The organism is Paenirhizobium selenitireducens ATCC BAA-1503 (assembly GCF_900492185.1).
GTDB lineage: Bacteria > Pseudomonadota > Alphaproteobacteria > Rhizobiales > Rhizobiaceae > Allorhizobium > Allorhizobium selenitireducens_A.
Window position 1 is genome coordinate 433495 of record NZ_UEYP01000003.1, and the last position, 22528, is coordinate 456022.

Annotated in this window: 21 protein-coding genes; 10 read left to right on the forward strand and 11 right to left on the reverse strand. The window is 64.6% G+C overall.

The window, feature by feature from the left end:
* The first annotated feature begins 57 nt into the window (after positions 1-57).
* The gene (locus RHIZ70P_RS08225) at positions 58-1596 is read left to right on the forward strand and encodes a sugar ABC transporter ATP-binding protein (RefSeq protein ID WP_115669893.1); all 1539 of its coding nucleotides are present in this window, start codon (positions 58-60) and stop codon (positions 1594-1596) included.
* 49 nt (positions 1597-1645) lie between these two features.
* The gene (locus tag RHIZ70P_RS08230; RefSeq protein WP_115669982.1) at positions 1646-2659 is read left to right on the forward strand and encodes an ABC transporter permease; all 1014 of its coding nucleotides are present in this window, start codon (positions 1646-1648) and stop codon (positions 2657-2659) included.
* Positions 2660-2757: 98 nt separating this feature from the next.
* On the opposite strand, the gene RHIZ70P_RS08235 is transcribed toward RHIZ70P_RS08230, so the two are convergent.
* The 9 genes from RHIZ70P_RS08235 to RHIZ70P_RS08275 all read right to left on the reverse strand — a co-directional run bounded on the left by RHIZ70P_RS08235 (position 2758) and on the right by RHIZ70P_RS08275 (position 11947).
* A complete protein-coding gene (locus tag RHIZ70P_RS08235) occupies positions 2758-3261 on the reverse strand; it encodes a DUF3833 family protein (protein ID WP_235842177.1) in 504 nt (167 codons plus the stop codon).
* A gap of 73 nt (positions 3262-3334) precedes the next feature.
* The gene (locus tag RHIZ70P_RS08240; protein WP_115669894.1) at positions 3335-4048 is read right to left on the reverse strand and encodes an SDR family NAD(P)-dependent oxidoreductase; all 714 of its coding nucleotides are present in this window, start codon (positions 4046-4048) and stop codon (positions 3335-3337) included.
* 106 nt (positions 4049-4154) lie between these two features.
* Positions 4155-5273, reverse strand: a complete 1119-nt coding sequence (locus tag RHIZ70P_RS08245) for a Gfo/Idh/MocA family protein (RefSeq protein ID WP_115669895.1) — start codon at positions 5271-5273, stop codon at positions 4155-4157.
* Positions 5274-5315: 42 nt separating this feature from the next.
* Entirely contained in the window at positions 5316-6125 is an 810-nt protein-coding gene (gene iolB / locus RHIZ70P_RS08250) for a 5-deoxy-glucuronate isomerase (RefSeq protein WP_115669896.1), read from the reverse strand.
* Positions 6122-6364 carry a hypothetical protein gene (locus RHIZ70P_RS08255; protein WP_115669897.1) on the reverse strand — a complete coding sequence of 81 codons (243 nt, stop codon included), beginning with the start codon at positions 6362-6364 and terminating at the stop codon, positions 6122-6124. The genes iolB and RHIZ70P_RS08255 overlap by 4 nt, the downstream gene beginning before the upstream one ends.
* Positions 6361-7266 carry a myo-inosose-2 dehydratase gene (gene iolE, locus RHIZ70P_RS08260; RefSeq protein ID WP_115669898.1) on the reverse strand — a complete coding sequence of 302 codons (906 nt, stop codon included), beginning with the start codon at positions 7264-7266 and terminating at the stop codon, positions 6361-6363. The genes RHIZ70P_RS08255 and iolE overlap by 4 nt, the downstream gene beginning before the upstream one ends.
* Before the next feature lie 2 nt (positions 7267-7268).
* Positions 7269-9089, reverse strand: a complete 1821-nt coding sequence (gene iolD / locus RHIZ70P_RS08265) for a 3D-(3,5/4)-trihydroxycyclohexane-1,2-dione acylhydrolase (decyclizing) (RefSeq protein ID WP_115669899.1) — start codon at positions 9087-9089, stop codon at positions 7269-7271.
* The gene (locus tag RHIZ70P_RS08270) at positions 9086-10999 is read right to left on the reverse strand and encodes a bifunctional 5-dehydro-2-deoxygluconokinase/5-dehydro-2-deoxyphosphogluconate aldolase (protein ID WP_115669900.1); all 1914 of its coding nucleotides are present in this window, start codon (positions 10997-10999) and stop codon (positions 9086-9088) included. Before RHIZ70P_RS08270 ends, iolD begins: the two co-directional genes overlap by 4 nt.
* A 129-nt stretch (positions 11000-11128) precedes the next feature.
* On the reverse strand, positions 11129-11947 hold the full coding sequence (locus RHIZ70P_RS08275) for a MurR/RpiR family transcriptional regulator (protein ID WP_115669901.1): 819 nt from the start codon (positions 11945-11947) through the stop codon (positions 11129-11131).
* A gap of 208 nt (positions 11948-12155) precedes the next feature.
* On the opposite strand from RHIZ70P_RS08275, the gene iolG reads away from it, so the two are divergent.
* Positions 12156-13151 carry an inositol 2-dehydrogenase gene (gene iolG / locus RHIZ70P_RS08280; protein WP_115669902.1) on the forward strand — a complete coding sequence of 332 codons (996 nt, stop codon included), beginning with the start codon at positions 12156-12158 and terminating at the stop codon, positions 13149-13151.
* A gap of 88 nt (positions 13152-13239) precedes the next feature.
* On the opposite strand, the gene RHIZ70P_RS08285 is transcribed toward iolG, so the two are convergent.
* Positions 13240-14283, reverse strand: coding sequence for a Gfo/Idh/MocA family protein (locus RHIZ70P_RS08285; RefSeq protein ID WP_115669984.1), 1044 nt, complete (start codon positions 14281-14283; stop codon positions 13240-13242).
* Between the two features lie 5 nt (positions 14284-14288).
* The gene (locus tag RHIZ70P_RS08290) at positions 14289-15074 is read right to left on the reverse strand and encodes a ThuA domain-containing protein (RefSeq protein WP_181903976.1); all 786 of its coding nucleotides are present in this window, start codon (positions 15072-15074) and stop codon (positions 14289-14291) included.
* Positions 15075-15203: 129 nt separating this feature from the next.
* Here RHIZ70P_RS08290 and RHIZ70P_RS08295 point away from each other — a divergent pair, with 129 nt between their 5' ends.
* The 7 genes from RHIZ70P_RS08295 (at position 15204) to RHIZ70P_RS08325 (ending at position 22481) form a co-directional block, all read left to right on the forward strand.
* The gene (locus RHIZ70P_RS08295; RefSeq protein WP_115669985.1) at positions 15204-16091 is read left to right on the forward strand and encodes a PfkB family carbohydrate kinase; all 888 of its coding nucleotides are present in this window, start codon (positions 15204-15206) and stop codon (positions 16089-16091) included.
* Between the two features lie 96 nt (positions 16092-16187).
* Entirely contained in the window at positions 16188-16487 is a 300-nt protein-coding gene (locus RHIZ70P_RS08300) for a DUF982 domain-containing protein (RefSeq protein WP_181903977.1), read from the forward strand.
* A gap of 252 nt (positions 16488-16739) precedes the next feature.
* Entirely contained in the window at positions 16740-18263 is a 1524-nt protein-coding gene (locus tag RHIZ70P_RS08305) for an ABC transporter substrate-binding protein (RefSeq protein WP_115669905.1), read from the forward strand.
* Between the two features lie 253 nt (positions 18264-18516).
* Positions 18517-19467 carry an ABC transporter permease gene (locus tag RHIZ70P_RS08310; RefSeq protein WP_115669906.1) on the forward strand — a complete coding sequence of 317 codons (951 nt, stop codon included), beginning with the start codon at positions 18517-18519 and terminating at the stop codon, positions 19465-19467.
* On the forward strand, positions 19464-20336 hold the full coding sequence (locus RHIZ70P_RS08315) for an ABC transporter permease (RefSeq protein WP_115669907.1): 873 nt from the start codon (positions 19464-19466) through the stop codon (positions 20334-20336). The genes RHIZ70P_RS08310 and RHIZ70P_RS08315 overlap by 4 nt, the downstream gene beginning before the upstream one ends.
* Positions 20337-20338: 2 nt before the next feature.
* Positions 20339-21319, forward strand: a complete 981-nt coding sequence (locus RHIZ70P_RS08320) for an ABC transporter ATP-binding protein (RefSeq protein WP_115669908.1) — start codon at positions 20339-20341, stop codon at positions 21317-21319.
* 169 nt (positions 21320-21488) lie between these two features.
* Entirely contained in the window at positions 21489-22481 is a 993-nt protein-coding gene (locus RHIZ70P_RS08325; RefSeq protein WP_115669986.1) for an ABC transporter ATP-binding protein, read from the forward strand.
* Positions 22482-22528: the final 47 nt, after the last annotated feature.

The window sequence follows — 22528 nt, forward strand, 5'->3', positions numbered from 1 at the left end:
CACCGGAATGCGGGTCACGGCCCGCATTCCCTTGCATGAGGCGAGAGGAGAACTGCCATGGTCAGCCCGACCACGATGGCCGCAGTCCGCAAGAGCGGTGCTGTTCCCACTTCGGAATACCTGCTGACGGCCGAGGGCGTGCGCAAGGAATTCCCCGGCGTGGTCGCCCTCGATGACGTGACCTTCCGGCTGAAGCGCGGCAGCGTGCATGCGCTGATGGGCGAAAACGGCGCCGGTAAATCGACGCTGATGAAGATCCTCGCCGGCATCTATCATCCCGACAAGGGCACGGTACGATTGAAGGGCGTCGACATAAGGCTGGAATCGCCGCTCGACGCGCTGGAGAACGGCATTGCCATGATCCACCAGGAACTGAACCTGATGGCACCGATGACGGTGGCGGAAAACATCTGGATCCGCCGCGAGCCGCTCACCCGCCTCGGCTTCGTCGACCACAAGGAGATGAACCGCAAGACGGCGGATCTCTTCAACCGGCTGAACATTTCCATCCATCCGCAAACCAAGGTCGGCGAATTGTCGGTCGCCAACCGGCAGATGGTCGAGATCGCCAAGGCGGTCTCCTACGAATCCGATGTGTTGATCATGGACGAGCCGACCTCGGCGCTGACCGAGCGCGAGGTCGCCCACCTGTTCCAGATCATCCGCGGACTTCGCGACCAGGGCATCGGCATCGTCTACATCACCCACAAGATGAACGAGCTTTTCGAGATCGCCGACGAGTTCTCGGTCTTCCGCGACGGCAAGTATATCGGCACCCACGCCTCCACCGACGTGACGCGCGACGACATCATCCGCATGATGGTCGGCCGCGAGATCACCCAGATGTTCCCCAAGGAGGACGTGGCCCTCGGCAACGTCGTGCTGTCGGTCAAGAACCTGACGCTCGACGGCGTGTTCAACGACGTCTCGTTCGACGTGCGCGCCGGCGAGATCCTCGGCGTCGCCGGCCTCGTCGGCTCCGGCCGCTCCAATGTCGCCGAGACGATTTTTGGCGTGACGCCGGCCTCGTCCGGCACGATCGAGATCGACGGCAAGCCGGTCGACGTCTTCAGCCCGACCGAGGCGATCCGCCATCGCATGGCTTTTCTGACCGAGGACCGCAAGGAGACCGGCTGCCTGCTGATCCTCAACGTGCTGGAAAACATGCAGCTCGCCGTCCTGCAGGACAAGTTCGTCCGCAACGGCTTCGTCCAGCAGGCGGCGCTGTCAGCCGAATGCGAGGAAATGTGCCGAAAGCTGCGCGTCAAGACGCCGAACATGAACGAGCGCATCGAGAACCTGTCGGGCGGCAACCAGCAGAAGGTGCTGATCGGCCGCTGGATGCTGACCAATCCGCGCATCCTTATCCTCGACGAGCCGACCCGCGGCATCGATGTCGGAGCCAAGGCGGAAATCCACCGGCTGGTGACGGAAATGGCGAAGAACGGCGTCGCCGTGATCATGATCTCATCGGAAATGCCCGAGGTGCTCGGCATGAGCGACCGGATCATGGTCATGCACGAGGGACGCATCACCGGCTTCCTCGATCGCGCGGAAGCCACACAGATCAAGGTGATGGATCTCGCCGCGCGCTGAGCTGCCGGCGATCATGAACCTTGGAGGAGAACCTATGAAGAGCGAAACCATGGCCAAGAACGAGGTCGATCCGAGGACCGGAAAAACCCAGCACCGGAGCATCCCACCGGAGGCGAACATCTTTCTCGTCCTGATCGGCATTGCGCTGATCTTCGAACTGCTCGGCTGGCTGTTCGTCGGCCAGAGCTTCCTGATGAACCCGCAGCGGCTGACGATCATGATCCTGCAGGTCTCAGTGATCGGCATCATCGCCGTCGGCGTGACCCAGGTCATCATCACCGGCGGCATCGACCTCTCTTCCGGTTCGGTCGTCGGCATGACGGCGATGTTCTCGGCGAGCTTCGCCCAGGCCTCTACCTGGCCGCGTGCGCTCTATCCGAGCCTCACCGACATGCCGTTCTTTGTGCCGATCGCGGTCGGCATCGCCGTCGGTCTGCTCGCCGGCTTCATCAACGGCCAGTTGATCGCCCGCACGAAGATCCCGCCCTTCATCGCCACGCTCGGCATGATGGTGACGGCGCGCGGCATTTCCAAGTGGTACACCAAGGGCCAGCCGGTCTCGGGCCTCAGCGAAGAGTTCATTTTCATCGGCACGGGCATCGCCCCGGTCGTTGTCTTCCTCATCGTCGCGATCATCTTCCACGTCGCGCTGCGCTATACCCGCTATGGCAAGTTCACCTATGCGATCGGTGCCAATGTCCAGGCGGCCCGCGTCTCAGGCATCAATGTCGAGGCACACCTGATCAAGGTCTATGCCATCGCCGGCATGCTGGCGGGGCTGGCCGGCGTCGTGACCGCCGCGCGCGCCCAGACCGCCCAGGCCGGCATGGGCGTGATGTACGAACTCGACGCCATTGCCGCAGCCGTGATCGGCGGCACTTCGCTCGCCGGCGGCGCCGGCCGCATTTCCGGCACGGTAATCGGCACGATCATCCTCGGCGTGATGACCTCCGGCTTCACCTTCCTTCGGGTCGACGCCTACTACCAGGAGATCATCAAGGGCATGATCATCGTCACGGCCGTCGTCGCCGACGTCTACAGGCAGAAGAAGCGCAAGGTCTGAGAGATAACTCCCACAGCGAAAGCCACCTGGCGGCGCCCCGGCGCCGCCTTTTTCTTTCATGAAAGCCCTTTGCCGCCTTAGAGTGGCGGACTGCCGCCTTACCTCTCGAATTCGACCACGGTCTTGGCCACCGGCAGGCCGAATTTCGTCACCAGCGCGGTGTTGAGAACGGAACCGTCGCTGCGCAGGACCATCTTGTCGTAGAAGCGGACCTTGTTCGCCTGCCTGGCGGAATCGAGATAGACGAGATAGTTGAAGCGCGCGACATTGCCCTGAAGCGTCACCTTGGTTTCGCCGATCACATCCTCGCGGGTTCCGGAATAGCTGGCCGGCCCGGTCTTGACGAAGCGCCAGGTCTTGGTGTCGCGGGTACCGTCGTCGAAGACGAAGTCCTCCCGAAGCGTCAGCGTCTTGCCGTCCCATTTGCCTGTGAGATCAACGGTGAACTTGCGCTTCACGCCATTGATGGCGCTGAACGAGCCGACTGCCTTGCTCTTACCGGCGAAAAAGCCTTCGAGCGTGAAAGCCCCGGCAGCGGCACCGGAGGCGGGCATGAGGACAGGAAGAAGAAGGGCGAAGAACATGGATCTGGTCTTGGACATCGTAGCGTCTCCTGCGTGAGGTTCTGGCCCATCTACGCTTGGTCTCGGGAAATGGATCTGCTGCCGCCCCGCGTCACCATGGGATCGTTTGGCCATCATAGGCGTAGAAGCCGCCGCTCCGCGGCGGATCGAGCCCTTCGAGCACGCACAGCATCCGCCGCACGCTGTCGTCGGGCGTGAGCCGGTCGTGTCCAGCCGAGAAGCGATCGGAAAGCGCGGTGGCGACGGTTCCGGGATGCAGCGCCGCCACCACCGCCTGCGGTCGCGATCGGGCGATCTCGATTGCTGAGGTCCGCACGATCTGGTTCAGCGCAGCCTTGGAGGCGCGGTAGGAGATCCAGCCACCGAGCCGATTGTCGCCGATCGATCCGACCCGCGCCGACAGGAATGCGATCAGGCTGCGGCGATCACGGTGCAGCAGGCCGGCGAAATGCTTCAGCACCATCGCCGGGCCGATGGCATTGAGGGCAAACTGCGCGGCCATGGCATCGGTGCGGATGGCCTTGATCGTTTTTTCCGGGCCGACCCCGTCGATGGTCAGCGCTCCGGTGGCACAGGTGATGACGTCGAAACCGGCGCCCTCACCGTGTAGCCGCTCAGCCGCAGCAGAGACAGAAGCCTCGTCTGTCACGTCAAAACCGTCGCTGCGGCGCGAAAGGCCGGTCGCCCGAGCGCAGGCCGGATCGTCTCGGAAAGCGCTGAGAAAGGCGGAGCCGATGCCGCCCGATGCGCCGAGCACCAGCGCGTGATAGCCGCACCCGAGCGACGGCAGAATTTTGCTTTCCATGATCGGCCCTCCGCGACAAGGCGGGCATGGAACAGCCGCCAACGTCTCTGCCATGGACTACGGCCGGAAGGCGACGGCGGATCAATCGCACCGGAAACGAAGGAAACTATCCCTCGACGGTGACCCAGCGTCGTTCGGTGAAGGACTGTGCCATGGCATGAACGCTGCGCTCGATCCTGAGGCCGTCGTCGAAACCGATCACATGCGCCTTGTCGCCGCCGATCGCGGCGATCAGTTCGCGGCATTCGATGACCTTCAGGTCGTTGAAGCCGAGGCCGTGGCCGGGGGCCGGGATGAAGCGGTCATAGGGCTTGTGATGCGGGGCGGCGAGAATGGTGCGGAAGCCCTGTTCCTCCGGGCGACCGGAAGCCTGGTAGAGCTGGAACTCGTTCATGCGTTCCTGGTCGAACAGGATGGAACCGGCCGAGCCGAAGATCTGCACGGCGATGCGCCCCTTGCGGCCCCAGGCCGAACGATTGGCCATCAGCGCGGCGGAGATGCCGCCCTCGAGGCGCAGAAGCACGCTGGCAATGTCGTGGTTCTCGACGTGGCGACTGCCGCCGCTCGCCAGCGACCGTGTCTCATAAGGCTTCACCATGTCGGTCACCACCGCTTCCACATGGCCGAACAGCGTGAACAGCAGCGACAGCGGATGGACGGCGAAATCGTCGAGCGCGCCATATCCGGACGAAGCTTCGCTCTTCCAGTAGAAGGGCTGGGCCGGGTCGGCCATGAAGTCCTCGTCCATCTCGACGCGGACGTGGTTGACGGCACCGATCGCGCCCTCGCCGATCAGCCGGCGGATATGGCGGATCATTGGATTCTGGATATAGTTGTAGCCCATGACCGCCACCCTGCCCGAGCGGGCGGCAGCGTCACGCATGCGGATCGCATCGGCCAGTGCCGGCGCCATCGGCTTTTCGCACCAGACATGCTTGCCGGCTTCGAGCGCTGCGATCGCCATCTCGGCGTGGAAGGCATTGGGCGTGGTCACCGAAATCACGTCGATCGATGGATCGGACATGAGGTCGCGCCCGTTGCAGGTCGAATTGGCAAAGCCGAGCTCAGTCGCTTTCTTCGCCGCCAGATCGGCATTGACCTCGGCGAGCGTTATGAGGCGCGGACGTTCAACATCGCCGAAGATGCTCGCCACGTTGTTCCACGCCAGTGCGTGGCACTTTCCCATATAGCCGGTGCCGATGAGCCCGATGCCGAGACCCGCCATGTCTTCCTCCCAGAAGTCGATGTGTGAAATGTTTCTCAGCGCTTACGGATTGTCGCGCTGGTAGATCCAGTCGTGGTCCGGATGGTTCTGGAAGCGCCACTTGCGCAAGGGGCCGGCCATGACGTTGAGGTAGTACATCTCGTAGCCATAGGGCGCGCCGCAGGGATGATGACCCTTGGGCACCAGAACCACGTCACCGTCGTTGACGGCCATCGTCTCGTCGAGCGAACCGTCCTCGGTGAAGACGCGCTGGAAGCCGAAACCCTGGGCCGGATTGAGACGGTGGTAATAGGTCTCCTCGAGATAGGTCATCTCGGGAAACCTGTCCTCGTCATGCCGGTGCGGCGGATAGGACGACCAGTTGCCCGACGGCGTGAGAACTTCCGTCACCAGCAGCGCGTCGGCGACGTCGCGGTCTTCCATCGCGATCGGATAGATGTAACGGGTATTGGCGCCCTTGCCGCGCTCAACCAGCGAGATACCGGCCGGGCCGATCACCTGCGCCTCTCGGCCGGGCATGGCGGGGGCCGTGCAGACGGCAAGCGTGCAGTCGGTGGTGGCGGTCGCCGACCAGTCGGAACCGGCCGGCACGTAGACGCAATGCGGCGGGGCGCGCTCGAAGACGCTCATGCGGTCGCCGAGTTCGCCGAAATCCCTGCCGCCACCGGAAACCTTCGCCTTGCCTTCGACTAGGACGAGAATGACCTCGGTCTCGCCGGTCGGCTCGGAGGCCGTCTCGCCGGCCTTCAGCCGATAGAGGCCGAAACCGACATAACCCCATCCGGCATCCGCCGGCGTGATGTCATGCACCTTGCCGGAGGCACCGTTTGGCTTGCGCAGCAGATTCGTCATCCCTCGTCTCCCTTGTCGTCCCTGGCCGCCTCGTCCGCCGGAGGCTTTTCACCCGGCGCCGGCTGCGGTGCCAGGAACAGCTCGTAACCCGCATAGGCCGCCGCTCCGATGAAGACGATGGCCCAGCCCGCCTCACCGCTCGAAAGCTCGAAGAGGCCCCAGGCCGCCGGTGCGACGACGGTCACGATGCGGCGCCAGAGCGGCTTGAAGAACGGATGCTGCGGGTCGAGAAATTTCACGCTGTCTCCTTGTCCAGCCCGGCCTGTCTGGCCATGGCCTTTAGCGATTTCAAACCAAGGCTCTGATATTCGAAGGGATTGCGGACATCCGGGTCCTGCTCGGCTTCGATGACCAGCCAGCCTTGGTAACCATGCTCGGCAGCGATCCGCAAGACCGGCGGAAAGTCGACACCGCCTTCCGGATCGCCCGGCACGGTGAACACGCCGCGTCGAACGCCTTCGAGGAAGGAGAGATTCTCGTCCCGAACCTGCCGGGCGATGATCGGCCGGATGTTCTTGGCATGGATGTGGCCGACGCGGTGCATGTGGTTTTTCGCCACCCGCTCCGGATTGCCGCCCCCGAACAGGCAATGGCCGGTGTCGAGCAACAGTTTCGCATGCGGCCCGGTACGGGCCATCAGCTTGTCGACTTCCTCTTCGCTCTCGACGATCGTGCCCATGTGATGGTGGTAGACGAGCGCAATGCCCTGCGCAGCGGCATATTCGGCCAAGGCCTCGACGCCGGCGCCGAACCTCGCCCAGTCCGCATCGGAGAGCTTCGGACGGTCGTTGACCGCCACCGCGTCATTGCCGTGGATGGCGTTGGAGGTTTCGCAAACGATGATGACCTTCGAGCCCATGGCCTTGAGCAGATCGAGCGCCGGCTGCACCGCCGCCTTTTCCTCCTCGATCGTGTGGGTGAGCAGGTTCAGCGAATGCCAGCCGGAGACGTAGCGCAGACCGCGTGGTTCGAGCACGGCCTTGAGGCCCGCCGGATCCTCAGGGAACTTGTGGCCCTTCTCGATGCCGTCGAAACCGATCTTCGCCGTTTCGTCGAGGCATTGTTCGAGGCTGATGTGGGCGCCAAGCGAGCGATCATCGTCGTTCGACCAGGCAATCGGATTGGTACCATAGGAGATCATGCTTAGCGTCTTTCCTTGAGAGCGGCCTCGTAGCGGACACGGGCTTGATTGACTTCGGCGCGGGGCGAGACTTCCGGAACGGCGACGTCCCAGAAATGCCCGCCGGCCTCCGGCGTCGGATAGGGGTCGGTATCGATGACAATGACCGTGGTCACGGTCGCGTCGCGCGCTGCGGCAAGCGCCTGTTCCAGCTCGGCGATCGACGAGACTTTGCGGGCGCTTGCCCCCATTGAGGCGGCATGCGCGGCAAAGTCGATGGCCATCGGCTGGACATTGGTATGGGCGTAGAGATTGTTGAACTCGGCCCCGCCTGTGCCCATCTGCAGCCGGTTGATGCAGCCGTAGCCGCGATTATCGGTAATCACGACCGTGATCTTGAGACCCATGGCAACCGAGGTCGCGAGCTCAGAATTCATCATCATGTAGGAGCCGTCGCCGACCATGACGATGACGTCGCGCTCCGGCTCGGCCATCTTGATGCCGAGACCGCCGGCAATCTCGTAGCCCATGCAGGAGAAGCCGTATTCCATGTGGTAGGAGAGCGGCAGCTTGGCCTTCCATAGCTGGTGCAGTTCGCCGGGCATCGTGCCGGCCGCGCACATGACGACCGTATTGTCGCGCGACTGGCGCTGCACGGCGCCGATCACCTGCATGTCGGTCGGCAACTGATTGCCATCCTTCGGCGGCGCGGTCACGGCATCGGCTTTGGCGAACCAGGCACTCTTGAGATCGGCGTCGGGTGCGGGGAAGACGGCGTCGCCGAGCGCCGCCGACAGGCGTTCGAGACCGATCTTCGCATCCGCCGTCAGCGCGATCGCATCATGCTTGGCGCTGTCATAGGGCTGGACGTTGAGGGCGAGTATCTTGCGCGCCGGGTTCTTGAAGAGCGCCCAGGAACCGGTGGTGAAATCCTGGAAGCGCGTGCCGACGCCGAAGACGAGATCGGCATTCTCGGCGACGATGTTGGCGCAACCCGTTCCGGTCACGCCGACGGCACCGAAATTGAGCGGGTGATCCCAGGCGAGTACCGACTTGCCGGCCTGCGTCTCGACGACGGGGATGCCGTGCTTTTCGGAGAAGGCCTTGAGCGCCTCGGTCGCGCCGGAAAAATGCACGCCGCCGCCGGCGACGATGACCGGGTTTTTCGCCGCCTTCAGCGCCACGATCGCCGCGTCGAATTCCGCCGCATCCGGTTCGGGACGACGTTGACGCCAGACCCGCTGTTCGAAGAAGCTCTCGGGGTAGTCATAGGCTTCTGCCTGGACGTCCTGACAGAAGGCGAGCGTCACCGGGCCGCAATCGGCCGGATCGGTCATCGTGCGCATCGCGCGCGGCAGGGCGGTCAGCAATTGTTCCGGCCGGGTGATGCGATCGAAATAGCGGCTCACCGGCTTGAAGCAGTCGTTGACCGACATCGTGCCGTCGCCGAAATCCTCGAGCTGCTGGAGAACCGGATCGGGACCGCGATTGGCGAAGACGTCGCCTGGGATCAAGAGGACCGGCAGCCGGTTGACGTGGGCGAGCGCCGCGGCCGTCACCATGTTCGCCGCACCCGGTCCGATCGAGGAGGTGACCGCCATCGCGCGACGGCGGCGCAGTTGCTTGGAATAGGCGATCGCCGCATGGGCCATCGACTGCTCGTTCTGGCCGCGATAGGTCGGAAGCTGGTCGCGGACCCCGTAGAGCGCTTCCCCGACGCCGGCGACATTGCCGTGGCCGAAGATCGCCCACACACCGGCGATATAGGTCTCGCCATGCTCGTTCATCTGATTGGCGAGGTAGCGCACCATAGCCTGTGCGGCCGTCAGTCTCACCGTTTTCATGCCTTTCCTCCCTTGGCGCGCGCCTTGTCCCAGACCGCGCAAAGACTGCTGTAACGTCCCGCCATCTCCTCGACCGCTTCGGCATCGGTGATCGCGCCGGAAAGCCAGTTGCGGGCGGCATCGCCGAAGATCGTGCGCCCGACGGCAAAACCCTTGACCAGATCGAAGCCGGCGGCAAGCGCGAAGCTCTCCTCCAGCTCGGCGGCCGGAGCATCGAGCCCGAGCACCACGATGCCGCGGGCATAGGGGTCGTTGCGCCGCACCGCCTCGCAGGCATTGGCCCAGGAGGCTTCGGTCTTCATCGGTTCGAGCTTCCACCAGTCGGGATAGACGCCGATCTCGTAGAAGCGGTCGATGATCTTCGCGACCGTGTCGTCGTCCGTCGGGCCGACCTTCGAAGGGATGACCTCGAGCAGCATTTCGAGCCGGTTGCGTCGGGCCGCGGCGAAGAGCCTTGCCACCGTCTCTTCCTGGTTCGCCCTGAGCTCCGGTGGGTCGTCGGGATGGTAGAAACAGAGCACCTTGACGACATGCTCGACCGGCCATTCGCAAAGGCCGCCGAAATCGGCGCCGATCTCAGGCTCCAGCGTCAGCGGCCGCGAGCCGGGCCATTCGACCGGCCGGCCGATCCAGAGGCCGGAGCCCGCGGCGCGGTAGAGCGTGTCGCGGCCGAGCCGGCCGTCACAGAGAATGCCATAGCCGCTGCCGCCTGCCGCGACCTGCTGGGCGGCCTTGAGGCAGAGCTCCTTGAAAGCGCCGATGCGCTCCGGCGCAGCGCCCGCCTCCTCGGCCATGGCTTCGAGCTGCATGCGATGGTCGAAGGCGAAGACACGCATGACCGGCCAGTCGGTCTTGCGGTTCGTCGACCAGTGCACCTGTTCGAGGGCGGTATCCTTGCGGAGCGCCTTGTTGCGGATGCCCCGGTCGAAGAAATACTGGAGTTCCTCCCAGCTCGGATAGGCCGGCGTGCAGCCGTGACGGGAGACGGCGAAGGCCCCGCAGGCATTGGCGTATTTGAGGCTGGTCGGCCAGTCCTCGCCGGTGAGCCAGCCCTTCAGGAGGCCCGACATGAAGCCGTCGCCGGCGCCGAGGACGTTGAAGACCTCGATCGGGAAGCCGGGCCCCTTCTGGCCGGCGTCGAGGCTGTCTGGAATTTCGCCCTCGAAGACCACCGCCCCCATCGGGCCGCGCTTACAGACGAGCGTCGCCGGCGTGATGCGGCGCACCGCACGCAGCGCTTGAAGCGTGTCGGTCGATCCGCCGGCGATATGGAATTCCTCTTCCGTGCCGACGATCAGGTCGAAGAGCGGCAGCGTCGACTGCAGCTTGGCGGTGACGGCTCCCGATTCGATGTAGCGGCTCTCGCCGGCGCCGTGGCCGGCAAGGCCCCAGAGGTTCGGCCGGTAGTCGATGTCGAGCGCGGTGCGCGCGCCGCTTTCGCGGGCGATCTTCAAAGCCTTCAGCACCGCGGCCTCGGTGCGCGGATGGGACAGATGGGTGCCGGTCGCCAGCACGCAACGCGCTGTCCCGATGAAGTCGGCATCGACATCGTCCTCGCACAACGCCATGTCGGCGCAGTTCTCGCGGTAGAAGATCAGCGGAAACTGGTGTTCGTCACGGATGCCGAGAAGGACAAGCGCCGTCAGCCGCTCGGGATCGGTCTTGACTCCGCGCACATCGACGCCCTCGCGCACCAGCTGCTCGCGGATGAAGCGGCCCATGTGCTCGTCGCCTACACGGGTGAGCACGGCGGACTTCAGGCCGAGCCGGGCGGTGCCGGCGGCGATATTGGTGGGGGAGCCGCCGATATACTTGTTGAAGGAGGCCATGTCCTCGAGTCGGCCGCCGACCTGTGCGCCATAAAGGTCGACCGACGAGCGTCCGATCGTGATCAGATCGAGTTGTGCCAAGCAAACCTCCCTTTGGGCGGCGGGTCGCTGGCCGCGCCGTCCATTCCGTCAGGCGGCCGCGGAAACACGGCCTCCTCTCCTCTTGGAATGGACTTTAAATTCCATTTTTGGAATTTTCAATACAAATATTCAGGACTCCTGCCGCGCCGTACCCACTGCGACCGAGAGCGTGATCGCAAGGCACAGTGTCGCGGAGAGCGAGCGGAAGGCACCGAAATCGACCTCGGAGACCGAAAGCGCGATCGCATCGAACCGGCGCAAGGGGCTGACGATCGTATCGGTGATGGCGACGATCGGAATCCCTTTCTTCGCCACCTCCTCGACCAGTTCCATGGTCTCTGTGGAATAGGGCGAGAAGGTGATCGCCAGGAGCGCGTCGCCCGGCCTGATCGCGTGGTGATTTTCCAGCTTGCCGACGGCGCTGTGAAGCATCGCCGGAACATTCATCTTTTCCAGCGCATAGGCCATGTAGCTGGCGACCGGGAAGGAGCGGCGCAGGCCGATGATGTGAATCATCCCGGCGCTCGCAAGCACATCGACCGCGCGTTCCAGCATGTCCGGTTCGACCGACTTCAGCAAGCCCTCGAGCGAGGTGCGGCCGGCCTCGACGAATTCGGCGAGCAAGGCGGTCGGGCTGCCCTCGCCCATATCGCGAATGTGTTGCAGGCGTGTCGAATAATCCGGCCAACCGCCGACGAAGGAATCGCGAAACAGCTTCTGCATTTCGGAAAAGCCGGAAAAGCCGAGGATCTGGCAAAAACGCATGAAGGCCGATGGCTGGACGCCGGCGCCTTCCGCCATTTCCGCCACAGTCGAGACCGCGATCCGGTCCTTGTTGGCGGCGACATAGTCCGCACACTGGCGCAGCCGCTTCGGCAGGCTTTCCGACACTTCCAGCAATCGTTCCTCGAACGCCTTGATGCTGGCTGGTCCGCCGGTTTCCGTCATGACTGTCCTTTCCGCAATGCCGCTTGACACAAGCGATATCGCAATCTAGCAAAATAGAATTAATATTCCAAATGGAGTTTTGGCTCCATTCGGTGACCTACGCCTCCGTACCGCCGCCAGGATGGCAAGGCGAAACGAGGGGCCGGCACAAACGGTGTTTAGGGCGCCCGAGGCCTGATCGGCAAGGCGACCAAGGGAGGAGAAGACGATGGTGACGAAACTGGCCCTTCTGGGCGCCGGCCGGATCGGCAAGGTGCATGCGCGCGCGATCGCCGAGGACAAGCGGGCGAAACTGGTTGCCGTCGCCGACGCCTTTCCCGAGGCGGCCAAAGCCATTGCAGAAGTCTCCGGCGCGGCGGTGAAGACTGTCGACGAGATCGAGGCCGACAAGGACGTCGACGCGGTTATCATCTGCACCCCGACCAACACCCATGCCGACCTGATCGAGCGTTTCGCGAAGGCCGGAAAGGCGATCTTCTGCGAAAAACCGATCGACCTCGACGTCGCCCGCGCCCGCACCTGCCTTGAAACGGTGCGCAAGGTCGGCGGCAAGGTCATGCTCGGCTTCAACCGCCGCTTCGATCCGCATTTTCAGGCCGTGCGCAAGGAGATCGATAAGGGCTCCATCGGCAAGGTCGAGATGGTGACGATCACCAGCCGCGATCCCGGCGCTCCGCCGGCCGACTATATCAAGGTTTCGGGCGGCATTTTTCGCGACATGACCATTCACGACTTCGACATCGCGCGTTTCCTGCTCGGCGAGGAGATCGACACGGTGATGGCCTCCGCCTCGGTCCTGATCGACCCGAAGATCGGCGAACTCGGCGACTACGACTCGGCGAGCCTGATCCTGACGACCAAGAGCGGCCGCCAGGCGTTGATCTCCAATTCGCGCCGCGCCTCCTACGGCTACGACCAGCGCATCGAGGTACACGGTTCGCTCGGCGCCGTCTCGGCGGAAAACCAGAGGCCGGTGTCGATCGAGGTCGCCACCAAGGACGGCTACACCCGCCCGCCGCTGCACGACTTCTTCATGACCCGCTACACGGCCGCCTATGCCGCCGAGATATCAGCCTTCATCGACGGTCTGGAAAAGGGTACGCCCCTTTCTCCCTCGGCCGAGGATGGCCTGATCGCACTGGCGCTTGCCGACGCTGCGTTGAAGTCGGTGGAGCAGAAGGCGGCGGTGAAGGTCGTCTACTGAGGCTTGACGCCAGTCTTCGAGGCTTCGCCTACCACCATCAGGCGCTACGCGCCACCTTCTCCCCGCCGGGGAGAAGGGCTTCTGCCGGCTATACGGCAAGTTCGCGCCGTTCGCGCTCCGTCACCAGGGCGAGGTCGAGAATTTTTTGCAGGTTGGCGGCATGGCGGAAGCTCGGTTCCTGCATGTATCCGCCGCGAATTGCGGCGATGAACTTCTGGTAGTTGGTCTCGACCGGGTCGACCTCGATCTCCTTCCAGACCGCCGTTTCCACATCTTCCTTGAGGCAGGCCCTCAGTCGCGAACCGTCGATCCGGTGGATCACCTCCAGCGCGCCCTTGTCGCCGTGAACCCGAAGGTGAAGCTCGTTCAGGTGGCCGGTCGCCCAGCGGCTGGCGTGGATGACGCCCATGGCGGCGTTGGTGAATTCTGCAGTCATGGTGAAGCTGTCATTGGCATCGAGATCATATTCGCCGATGCGGTTGCCCGGCGCCTTGTCGAAGGTCTTCAGCCGGGCGAACACATGGTCGATCTCGGTCGCTGCGCCGAAGCCGGCAAAATCGAGGATGTGGATGCCGACATCGCCCAGCACGCCGTTGGACCCGTGCTTGGTGGACAGGCGCCACAGCCACTGGCTCTCGCTCGCCCAGTCGCCCCAGGCCTTGGACACCAGCCAGCTCTGCAGATAGGACGCCTCGATGTGGCGCACCCGGCCGATCTCCCCATCGATCACCATCTGCCGCGCCTTCTGCACCTGCGCGACATTGCGATAGGTCAGGTTGACCATGTTGACAAGACCCGAGGCTTCGGCCGCCGTCGCCATTTCGTCCGCCTTGGCATAGGTCTCGGCAAGCGGCTTCTCGCACATCACGTGCTTGCCGGCGGCGAGCAGCGCAAGCGTCGTCGGATGATGAATGCGGTCCGGAGTCACATTGGTCACGGCATCGAACTCGCCCCAGCCGATGGCCTCGTCGACCGAGGTGAAGGTATGGGCGATATCGTGGCGCGCGGCGAAAGCGCGGACCTTGGCAAGGTCGACATCGACCGCCGCCACCAGTTGCACGTCCGCAATCGTGGCGAAGTTCATCGCATGGGTATTGGCCATGCCGCCGGTGCCCAGCACCAGGAGACGGATCGGGGTCACTTGTAGCCCTCTTCGCCGGCCTCGTGCAGCTTCGGCCCGCACTCGGTGATCGGTTCGAGCGCGCGCTCGACCGGCACGTTCGGCGCTTCGTGCACACCGGCGAAGGCCGGGCGCGGATTATAGGCCCATTTCACCGCATTCTGGATGATCCTCTGCACGGTGGCGTCGTGATAGGTCGGATAGGTTTCGTGACCGGGGCGGAAATAGAAGATGTTGCCCGCGCCGCGGCGCCAGGTCATGCCCGACCGAAACACCTCGCCGCCGGCAAACCAGGAGATGAAGACGGTCTCTAGCGGTTCCGGGACGGAAAAGAACTCGCCATACATTTCCTCGTTGTCCAGGACGAAATTTTCCGGGATCCCCTCGGCGATCGGATGCCCCGGATTGACCGTCCAGATCCGTTCGCGCTCTCCGGCCTCGCGCCATTTCAGCGCGCAGGGCGTGCCCATCAGCCGCTTGAACGGCTTGGAGAAATGGCCGGAATGCAGGACGACGAGCCCCATGCCCTCCCAGACGCGGCGCACCACGCGCTCGACCGCTTCGTCGGACACAGCACCATGGTCCTTGTGGCCCCACCACAACAGCACGTCGGTCGCAGCCAGCCGCTCGCCGCTCAGCCCGTGTTCCGGCTCCTGCAAGGTCGCGGTCGTCGCCTCAATGTCGTCTTGCGCATTGAGCGCCGCGGCGATGGTGGAATGCATTCCGTCCGGATAGATGCCCCGGACCACGGCATTGGTATGCTCGTGGATATTCTCGCCCCAGACAACGGCCCTGATCGTCACGGTCAATCTCCTTGCGCTCTCTTCATCCTTGGGCAAGAAATGGGCACGAGCGCGGCGCGGTTCCGGCAATCGGCGAAAATGACGGATCAAGCCATCCGCGGCGCAAAACAGAAGGACTTCACACACCGCATGCGCACTTCCCCTCCGCCGGCAAGCGGCCCGATCATCGTGATCGGCCACATCAACCACGACCGAATCTGGCGATTGAACGCACCCTTGCGTTCCGGCGCACGGATATCCTGGTCGGACCGGCGCGTGCGGCTGGGGGGCGGCGGATATTACACGGCGCGGCGGCTAATGGACCTCGGCCATCCGGTCTGCCTTGTTTCGACGCTCAAGGACGATCGCTACGGCGCTTGGGCGCGCGACGTTCTGGCGCGCCAGGCTTATGACCTGACCCATGTCGGCACTGTGGAGGGAGAGACGGAATGTGCAGACATCCTGCTCGAGCCGAACGGCGAGCGGACCATACTCTCGGAAGAGAAGCGCGCCAGCCGTGGATTCTCGCTTTCGGCGCCGGTGAAAGGCAGGGCCTTCTACGTCAACGGCTCCCGGCTATGCGACGCGATCCTCCAGTCGCTGGAACAGGCCTCGCTGGTCGTATCGCAATTTCCGCTCGGCACCCCCACGCCACGGCCCGCCGACATCATCGTCGGCTCGAAAGCCGATTTTCCCGGAGAGAGCCTCGAGCAGATCTGGCAGAAGGCTACCAACATTTCCGGCCCGCGGCTGACGCAACTCGCCCTGACCGACGGCCCCCGTGCGATCACCCTGTTCGACGGCATCGAGCGCCGCGACGTGCATGCCGTCCATCCGGTATCGAGCCGGGACACGATCGGCGCCGGCGACAGTTTCAGCGCCGCCCTGCTGCATGCCCTGGTCGGCGGCGAAACCCTGTCGGAGGCCGCCGAATGGGCGGGCGAGGCGACGGCAGACTGGCTCAGGCAACGCGATGCCCGCGCCGGGACGGACTGGGCAGACGAACCGTCATCGCTATCAGCCGCCCTCACGGCATGAGCGCCACACGGCCTCACAAACAGTTGAAATAAAGGCAAAATTTTCAAGGAACCTTTTCCCTTTCCGCGTGTTCGTGTCGGCGTGATGGAGAAGGTAATGCCCCCTGGAAATTCCACCTGGACCGATCCGGTCGAACTCACCCTACAATCTGGACTGGAGCGGACGTTCCGCGAACCCTACGACGCGCTCTATTTCCTCGAGGAGGAATGGCCGACGCGCAGCGGGGCCGCCTATGAACGGGCCAAGCGCTGGTGCCGGCTGGCGATCGAGACCGACGAGGCGGCGGACGTCGCCCGCAAGGCGTTCATAGCCGCTGCCCGCCAGGCGGGCATGCTGGCCGGGGCCGGCGTAGGGCGGGGCAACTCCTCCGCCGGTGGTCGGATGGCCGTCGCCTGAAAAGGCGTCCCCGTCGGCGTCCGAAATTCTTTTCATCGTGGTCCTCCGCTGGCCCGTCGGTCGCGGTTTCCCCTGTCCTCGCTCGGCACACGGCTGGCCTTCGCCGTGCGGTGGCACCGGACTGGTGCTTGCACGACGCGGCAAACACAAAAAACCGCATTGTGCCCGCGCCGGCGAGATGCCAGTATTTGTTGCAGTGCGCCATCGGCCAATATGCCGGAACGGTAAGAGCGCCAGGAACAGGGGAATTTCATGACCGATGCATTGCCGGCCGTCAGGCCCAACCTCCTCCGCAGTCTTGCCCTCGGCCTGGCCGCCACCGTGGCCGTCATCCTCTCCAGCCCGACGCTGGCTGCCGAGAAGGACCTGACGCTCGGCATGACCATCGAGCCGACCGGCCTCGACCCGACGATCGCCGCGCCCGTAGCCATCGGCCAGGTGACCTGGCAGAACGTCTTCGAGGGTCTGGTGGCGATCGACCGCGATGGCAAGATTAGGCCGCAACTGGCCAAGAGCTGGGAGATTTCGGCGGACGGCTTGACCTATACCTTCAAGCTCGAGGAGGGCGTGAAGTTCCATGACGGCGAGGACTTCAACTCGGCCGTGGCCAAGGCATCGCTGGAGCGCGCCCGCGGGGCCGACAGCGTCAATCCGCAGAAGCGCTTCTTCGCCGCCATCGACACGATCGAGACGCCGGATGCCGCAACGCTGGTGCTAAAGCTGAAGGAACCCGCCGGCAGCCTGCTCTACTGGCTCGGCTGGCCATCCTCGGTGATCGTCGGCACCAAGAGCGCGGCTGGGGCCAAGACCACGCCGATCGGCACCGGCCCGTTCAAGTTCGTCAACTGGGCCAAGGGCGACAAGGTAGAGCTTGCCGCCAATCCCGACTACTGGAACGAGGACGTCAAGGTGAAGCTGGAAAAGGTCACCTTCCGCTTCATTGCCGATCCGCAGGCCCAGGCCGCGGCGCTTAAATCCGGCGATGTCGACGCCTTCCCCGAATTCGGCGCGCCGGAGCTGGTGGAGAGCTTCAAGGACGACGCGAAACTGACGACCGTGATCGGCAATACCGAGCTCAAGGTCGTGGCCGGCATGAACAACGAGCGCAAGCCGTTTGACGACCAGCGCGTGCGCCAGGCGCTGATGATGGCGCTCGACCGCGCGGTGATCGTCGACGGTGCCTGGTCCGGCTACGGCACGCCGATCGGCAGCCATTATACGCCCAACGATCGCGGCTATCTCGACCTCACCGGCACCCATCCCTACGATCCGGAAAAGGCCAGGGCGCTTCTGGCCGAGGCCGGCTATCCGGACGGCTTCACCTTCACCATCAAGACGCCGCAGATGGCCTATGCGCCGCGTTCCGCCCAGGTGATGCAGGCGCTGTTTGCCGACATCGGCGTGACGATGAACATCGAACCGACCGAATTCCCGGCCAAATGGGTGCAGGACGTGTTCAAGGGCCGCGACTTCGACATGACCATCGTTGCCCATGCCGAGCCGATGGACATCGATATCTATGCCCGCGACCCCTATTATTTCGGCTACAAGAACCCTGCCTTCAACGACATCCTGAAGAAGGTCGAGGCGACGTCCGACACCGCCGAGCAGGACAGGCTCTACGGCGAGGCGCAGAAGATTCTCGCAGAGGACGTGCCGGCGCTCTTCCTGTTCGTCATGCCCAAGCTCGGCATCTGGGACAAGAAGCTGAAGGGTCTCTGGGAAAACGAACCGATCCCGTCCAACGTGCTGACCGAGGTCTATTGGGAGGAGTGAGGGCGGTAGCTAGACCGAGTTCCAGGATGCCTGTCTCCCCCTCTGGCCTGCCGGCCATCTCCCCCACAAGGGGGAAGAAGACCAAACGCAGAGCTCACCGTTCCAACGTCCACGATCGCGCGGTGGTGGGGTTTCGCTCAAGCACGGAGACATCAGACTGGAGGCGGGACGCCTGCCTCACATGCTCTCTCCCCTTATGGGGCAGATGGCCGGCAGGCCAGAGGGGGTGCCGCGCCACGGTGAGGGAACACCGATGCTGACCCTCATCGCCCGGCGGCTCGGAAGTCTCGTCCTGACGCTCGCCGCAGTCTCCGCCCTGATCTTCTTCATCATGGACGTGCTGCCCGGCGATCCGGCGGCGATCATGCTCGGCACCTCGGCAAGCCCGGACACGCTGGCTGCCCTTCGCCACGAGCTCGGCCTCGATCAGCCCTTGCCGGTGCGCTATTTCTTGTGGCTCGGCGGCCTGGCGACCGGGGATCTCGGCACGTCCTATACCTATGGCGTGCCGGTGGCCGGCCTGATCGCCGAGCGGCTCGCCGTCACCCTGCCGCTCGCCATGATGGCGATCCTGATCTCGGTGGCGATCGCCATCCCGCTCGGCGTCGCTTCGGCGGCCAAACGCAATTCGAGCTTCGACTATCTCGCCGGCGTGCTGTCCCAGCTGTTCATCGCCGTTCCCGGCTTCTGGGTGGCGCTTCTTCTGATCCTTGCCTTTTCGATCTCGCTCGGCTGGATGCCGGCCGGCGGCTTTCCCGGCTGGGATGCCGGCCTCATCGCCGGGCTTAAGGCCCTGCTCTTGCCGGCTGTGGCCCTTGCCCTGCCGCAGGCCGGCGTGCTGACGCGGGTGACGCGGTCCGCGGTGCTCGAAGTGGTGCACGAGGATTTCGTCCGCACCGCCCGCGCCAAGGGCCTGCCGCGACAGGCCGCGCTCTGGCGCCATGCCGTGCCCAATGCGCTGGTGCCCGTCATCACCATTCTCGGCCTGCAATTCACCTTCCTGATCGCCGGCGCCATCCTGATCGAGAACGTCTTCAACCTGCCCGGCCTCGGCCGCCTCGCCTATCAGGCCCTGACCCAGCGCGACGTGATCGTCATGCAGGACGTCGTGCTGTTCTTCGCCGGCCTCGTCATCGTCATGAACTTTCTGGTCGATCTTTCCTATCTGGTGCTCGACCCGCGGCTGAAGGGGCATGGCCGATGAGCGCGCCCGTCGACAAAACCACCACAAAGCCTGCGGCCTACAGCCCCTGGCTCTTGCTGCGCCGGCCAAATCTGGCGATCGGCGGCGCGATCATCCTGGCGCTCGTGGCGATCGCCCTGCTCTCGCTCGTGTGGACGCCGCTGCCGCCGGCCAAGATGCAGATCATCCACAAGCTGAAGCCGCCGCTCGCCTACGGCCTTCTCGGCACCGACCAGTTCGGCCGCGACATAGCCTCCATGCTGATGGTCGGCGCGTGGAACTCGCTGTCGACGGCCGCCGCCGCCGTGGCCCTCGGCGGCTCGCTCGGCACGGCGCTTGGCGTGCTGGCTGCCGCCCGAAGGGGGCTGACCGAAGCCTTCGTCATGCGGGCAAACGACGTGATCTTTGCCGTACCGCCGATTCTTTCGGCGATGATGCTCGGCGCGCTGATGGGCTCCGGCCGGTTCACCGCGATTATCGCCATCGCCGTCTTCATGGTACCGGTCTTTGCCCGCGTGACGGCCAGTGCGGCGCAGCAGATCTGGTCGCGCGACTATGTGCTCGCCGCCCGCGGCGCCGGCAAGGGGCCGTTCCTGATCACGCTCGAACACGTGCTGCCCAACATCTCCAACCAGATCATCGTCCAGGCGACAATCCAGCTCGGTTTAGCAATCCTGACAGAAGCGGGCCTGAGCTTCCTCGGCCTCGGCATGCCGCCGCCGGCCCCGACCTGGGGCCGCATGCTGGCCGACGCCCAGACCTATCTGGCGACGGCGCCATGGCTCGCCATTCTGCCGGGCCTTGCCATCGCTTTGACCGTCTTTGGTTTCAATATGCTGGGCGACGGCTTGCGCGACCTGCTCGACCCTCGTGAGAAGGGGAGGATGTGACGATGACCGACACCCCTCTCCTTTCCGTTCGCGATCTCTCGGTCTCCATCCGCCACGGCGACGGACGCCACCTGCCAATCCTGACCGATGTCGCCTTCGACCTGGAAGCAGGGGATACGCTCGGCGTCGTCGGCGAAAGCGGGTCGGGCAAATCGCTGCTCGCGCTGGCGATCATTGGGCTCTTGCCGGGCGTTGCGGAAGCCAGCGGCACGATCGCGCTTGCCGGCGAAAACCTGCTCGCCGCGTCGGAAGGACGGCTGTGCGAGATCCGCGGCGACCGCATCGGCATGATCTTCCAGGAGCCGATGACGGCGCTCAATCCGGCGATGACCATAGGCGACCAGATCGCTGAAGGGCTGGTCTGGCATCGCGGCCTATCCTGGCGCGATGCACGGGCGCAGGCCGTGGACCTGCTCGACCAGGTGCGGATCCCGGATGCGAAACGCCGGGCGAAGACCTATCCGCATGAAATGTCCGGCGGGCAGCGCCAGCGCGTCGGCATCGCCATTGCGCTGGCACTGAAGCCCGCCCTGATGATCGCCGACGAGCCGACGACCGCACTCGACGTCACGGTGCAGGCGGAGGTGCTCGACATTCTGGACGAACTGGCCCGCGAATACGGCATGGCGCTGATGCTGGTCAGCCACGACCTCGGCGTCATCGCCCGCATGTGCCGGCGCACCATCGTCATGTATGCCGGGCGCCGGATGGAGGAAGGCGGAACCAGCGACGTCCTGACGGAACCGCGCAATCCCTATACGCGCGGCCTGATTTCCGCCGTGCCGAAACGCATCGGCGAAGGCGGCCGGCTTTCAACCATTCGAGGCTCCGTGCCGCGCTTCGACCGGCTACCGGCCGGATGCGTGTTTTCCGACCGCTGTCCGGACGTGATCACCGCCTGCCATGCCGGCGAACCCGGATGGACCCGCTTTACCGACGAACGCGGCGTGCGCTGCATCCGGGTGGAAGAGGAGGTGAGATGATGGGTTGGTCCATTCCGAAGCTTTCCGTTTGTAGAGATGCCCCTCACCCTGACCCTCTCCCCGTAAACGGGGAGAGGGGACGGCCAAGGCAGTGCCGCTCGTCCCTTCTCCCCGTCCCGACGGGGAGAAGGTGCCGGCAGGCGGATGAGGGGCCAAGCCGATGCAAGCCATGACCCGTCCCCTCCTCGATATCCGCGCCCTCACCCGCGACTATGCGAGCCACTCCCTGTTCGGCGCTCCACACCACACCCGCGCCCTCGACGACGTGTCGCTCGCCGTCGATGCCGGCGAGATCTTCGGCGTCGTGGGCGAAAGCGGTTGCGGCAAGTCGACGCTTGCGCGGCTCGTTATGGCACTCGACAGACCGACCACCGGGCATGTGATCTTCGATGGCGACGATCTCTTTTTGCTGCCGCCGAAGGACCTCATGCGCAAGCGCGAGAATTTCCAGATGGTGTTCCAGGACCCGTTCGGCTCGCTCGATCCCCGCCAGAAGGTGGGCCGCATCGTCGCCGAACCGCTGCATGTGCTGGCCCGCAAGCCGGGCCGGGCCGAAATCAAGGACCGCGTCGTCGACATGCTGGAGAGCGTCGGGCTGAAGGCCGAGCACGCCGAACGCCATCCGCACGAGTTTTCCGGAGGCCAGCGCCAGCGGATTGCGATTGCCCGCGCTCTCATCACCGAACCGAAGCTGGTGGTCGCCGACGAGGCCGTCTCGGCGCTCGATCTGTCGGTGCAGGCACAGGTGCTCAACCTGCTGATGGACCTGCGCGAAAAGCGCGGCGTGACCTTCCTGTTCATCAGCCACAACCTCGCCGTGGTCGACTGCATCGCCGACCGGGTCGGCGTGATGTATCGCGGGCGGCTGGTGGAGACGGGGCCGGCGCATGCGGTCTTCGAAGAGCCACTGCATCCCTATGCGAAGGCGCTGGCCGACGCGGAGCCGAGCATAGAGCGGTTCGGCCGGCCGCAGCCTACTGAACGCGCGCCACCCCCTGCCCCGCTCGCCGAGACCGGCGGCTGCGCCTTCCGCAGCCGCTGTCCACTCGCCATCGCGCGCTGCGCCCACGAGCGGCCCGAGTTGCGGACGATCGTGCCGGGACGCCAGGCCGCCTGCCACAGGGCCGAGGACATGGCTGCCCGACCACGTTCGGCGGACTGACCAGAGACGATCAAGCCATTGCATTTGAGCAGAGACGGAATGTCGAC

Bases quoted from the DNA above. Each gene is read 5' to 3' on its own strand.
- RHIZ70P_RS08325 (WP_115669986.1), top strand. From the start codon at position 21,489: ATGACCCGTCCCCTCCTCGATATCCGCGCCCTCACCCGCGACTATGCG.
- RHIZ70P_RS08245 (WP_115669895.1), bottom strand. From the start codon at position 5,273: ATGGCGGGTCTCGGCATCGGGCTCATCGGCACCGGCTATATGGGAAAG.
- RHIZ70P_RS08240 (WP_115669894.1), bottom strand. From the start codon at position 4,048: ATGGAAAGCAAAATTCTGCCGTCGCTCGGGTGCGGCTATCACGCGCTG.
- RHIZ70P_RS08320 (WP_115669908.1), top strand. From the start codon at position 20,339: ATGACCGACACCCCTCTCCTTTCCGTTCGCGATCTCTCGGTCTCCATC.
- iolG (WP_115669902.1), top strand. From the start codon at position 12,156: ATGGTGACGAAACTGGCCCTTCTGGGCGCCGGCCGGATCGGCAAGGTG.
- iolB (WP_115669896.1), bottom strand. From the start codon at position 6,125: ATGACGAATCTGCTGCGCAAGCCAAACGGTGCCTCCGGCAAGGTGCAT.
- RHIZ70P_RS08305 (WP_115669905.1), top strand. From the start codon at position 16,740: ATGACCGATGCATTGCCGGCCGTCAGGCCCAACCTCCTCCGCAGTCTT.
- RHIZ70P_RS08315 (WP_115669907.1), top strand. From the start codon at position 19,464: ATGAGCGCGCCCGTCGACAAAACCACCACAAAGCCTGCGGCCTACAGC.
- iolE (WP_115669898.1), bottom strand. From the start codon at position 7,266: ATGATCTCCTATGGTACCAATCCGATTGCCTGGTCGAACGACGATGAT.
- RHIZ70P_RS08235 (WP_235842177.1), bottom strand. From the start codon at position 3,261: ATGTCCAAGACCAGATCCATGTTCTTCGCCCTTCTTCTTCCTGTCCTC.
- RHIZ70P_RS08225 (WP_115669893.1), top strand. From the start codon at position 58: ATGGTCAGCCCGACCACGATGGCCGCAGTCCGCAAGAGCGGTGCTGTT.
- RHIZ70P_RS08295 (WP_115669985.1), top strand. From the start codon at position 15,204: ATGCGCACTTCCCCTCCGCCGGCAAGCGGCCCGATCATCGTGATCGGC.
- RHIZ70P_RS08300 (WP_181903977.1), top strand. From the start codon at position 16,188: ATGCCCCCTGGAAATTCCACCTGGACCGATCCGGTCGAACTCACCCTA.
- iolD (WP_115669899.1), bottom strand. From the start codon at position 9,089: ATGAAAACGGTGAGACTGACGGCCGCACAGGCTATGGTGCGCTACCTC.
- RHIZ70P_RS08275 (WP_115669901.1), bottom strand. From the start codon at position 11,947: ATGACGGAAACCGGCGGACCAGCCAGCATCAAGGCGTTCGAGGAACGA.
- RHIZ70P_RS08310 (WP_115669906.1), top strand. From the start codon at position 18,517: ATGCTGACCCTCATCGCCCGGCGGCTCGGAAGTCTCGTCCTGACGCTC.
- RHIZ70P_RS08230 (WP_115669982.1), top strand. From the start codon at position 1,646: ATGGCCAAGAACGAGGTCGATCCGAGGACCGGAAAAACCCAGCACCGG.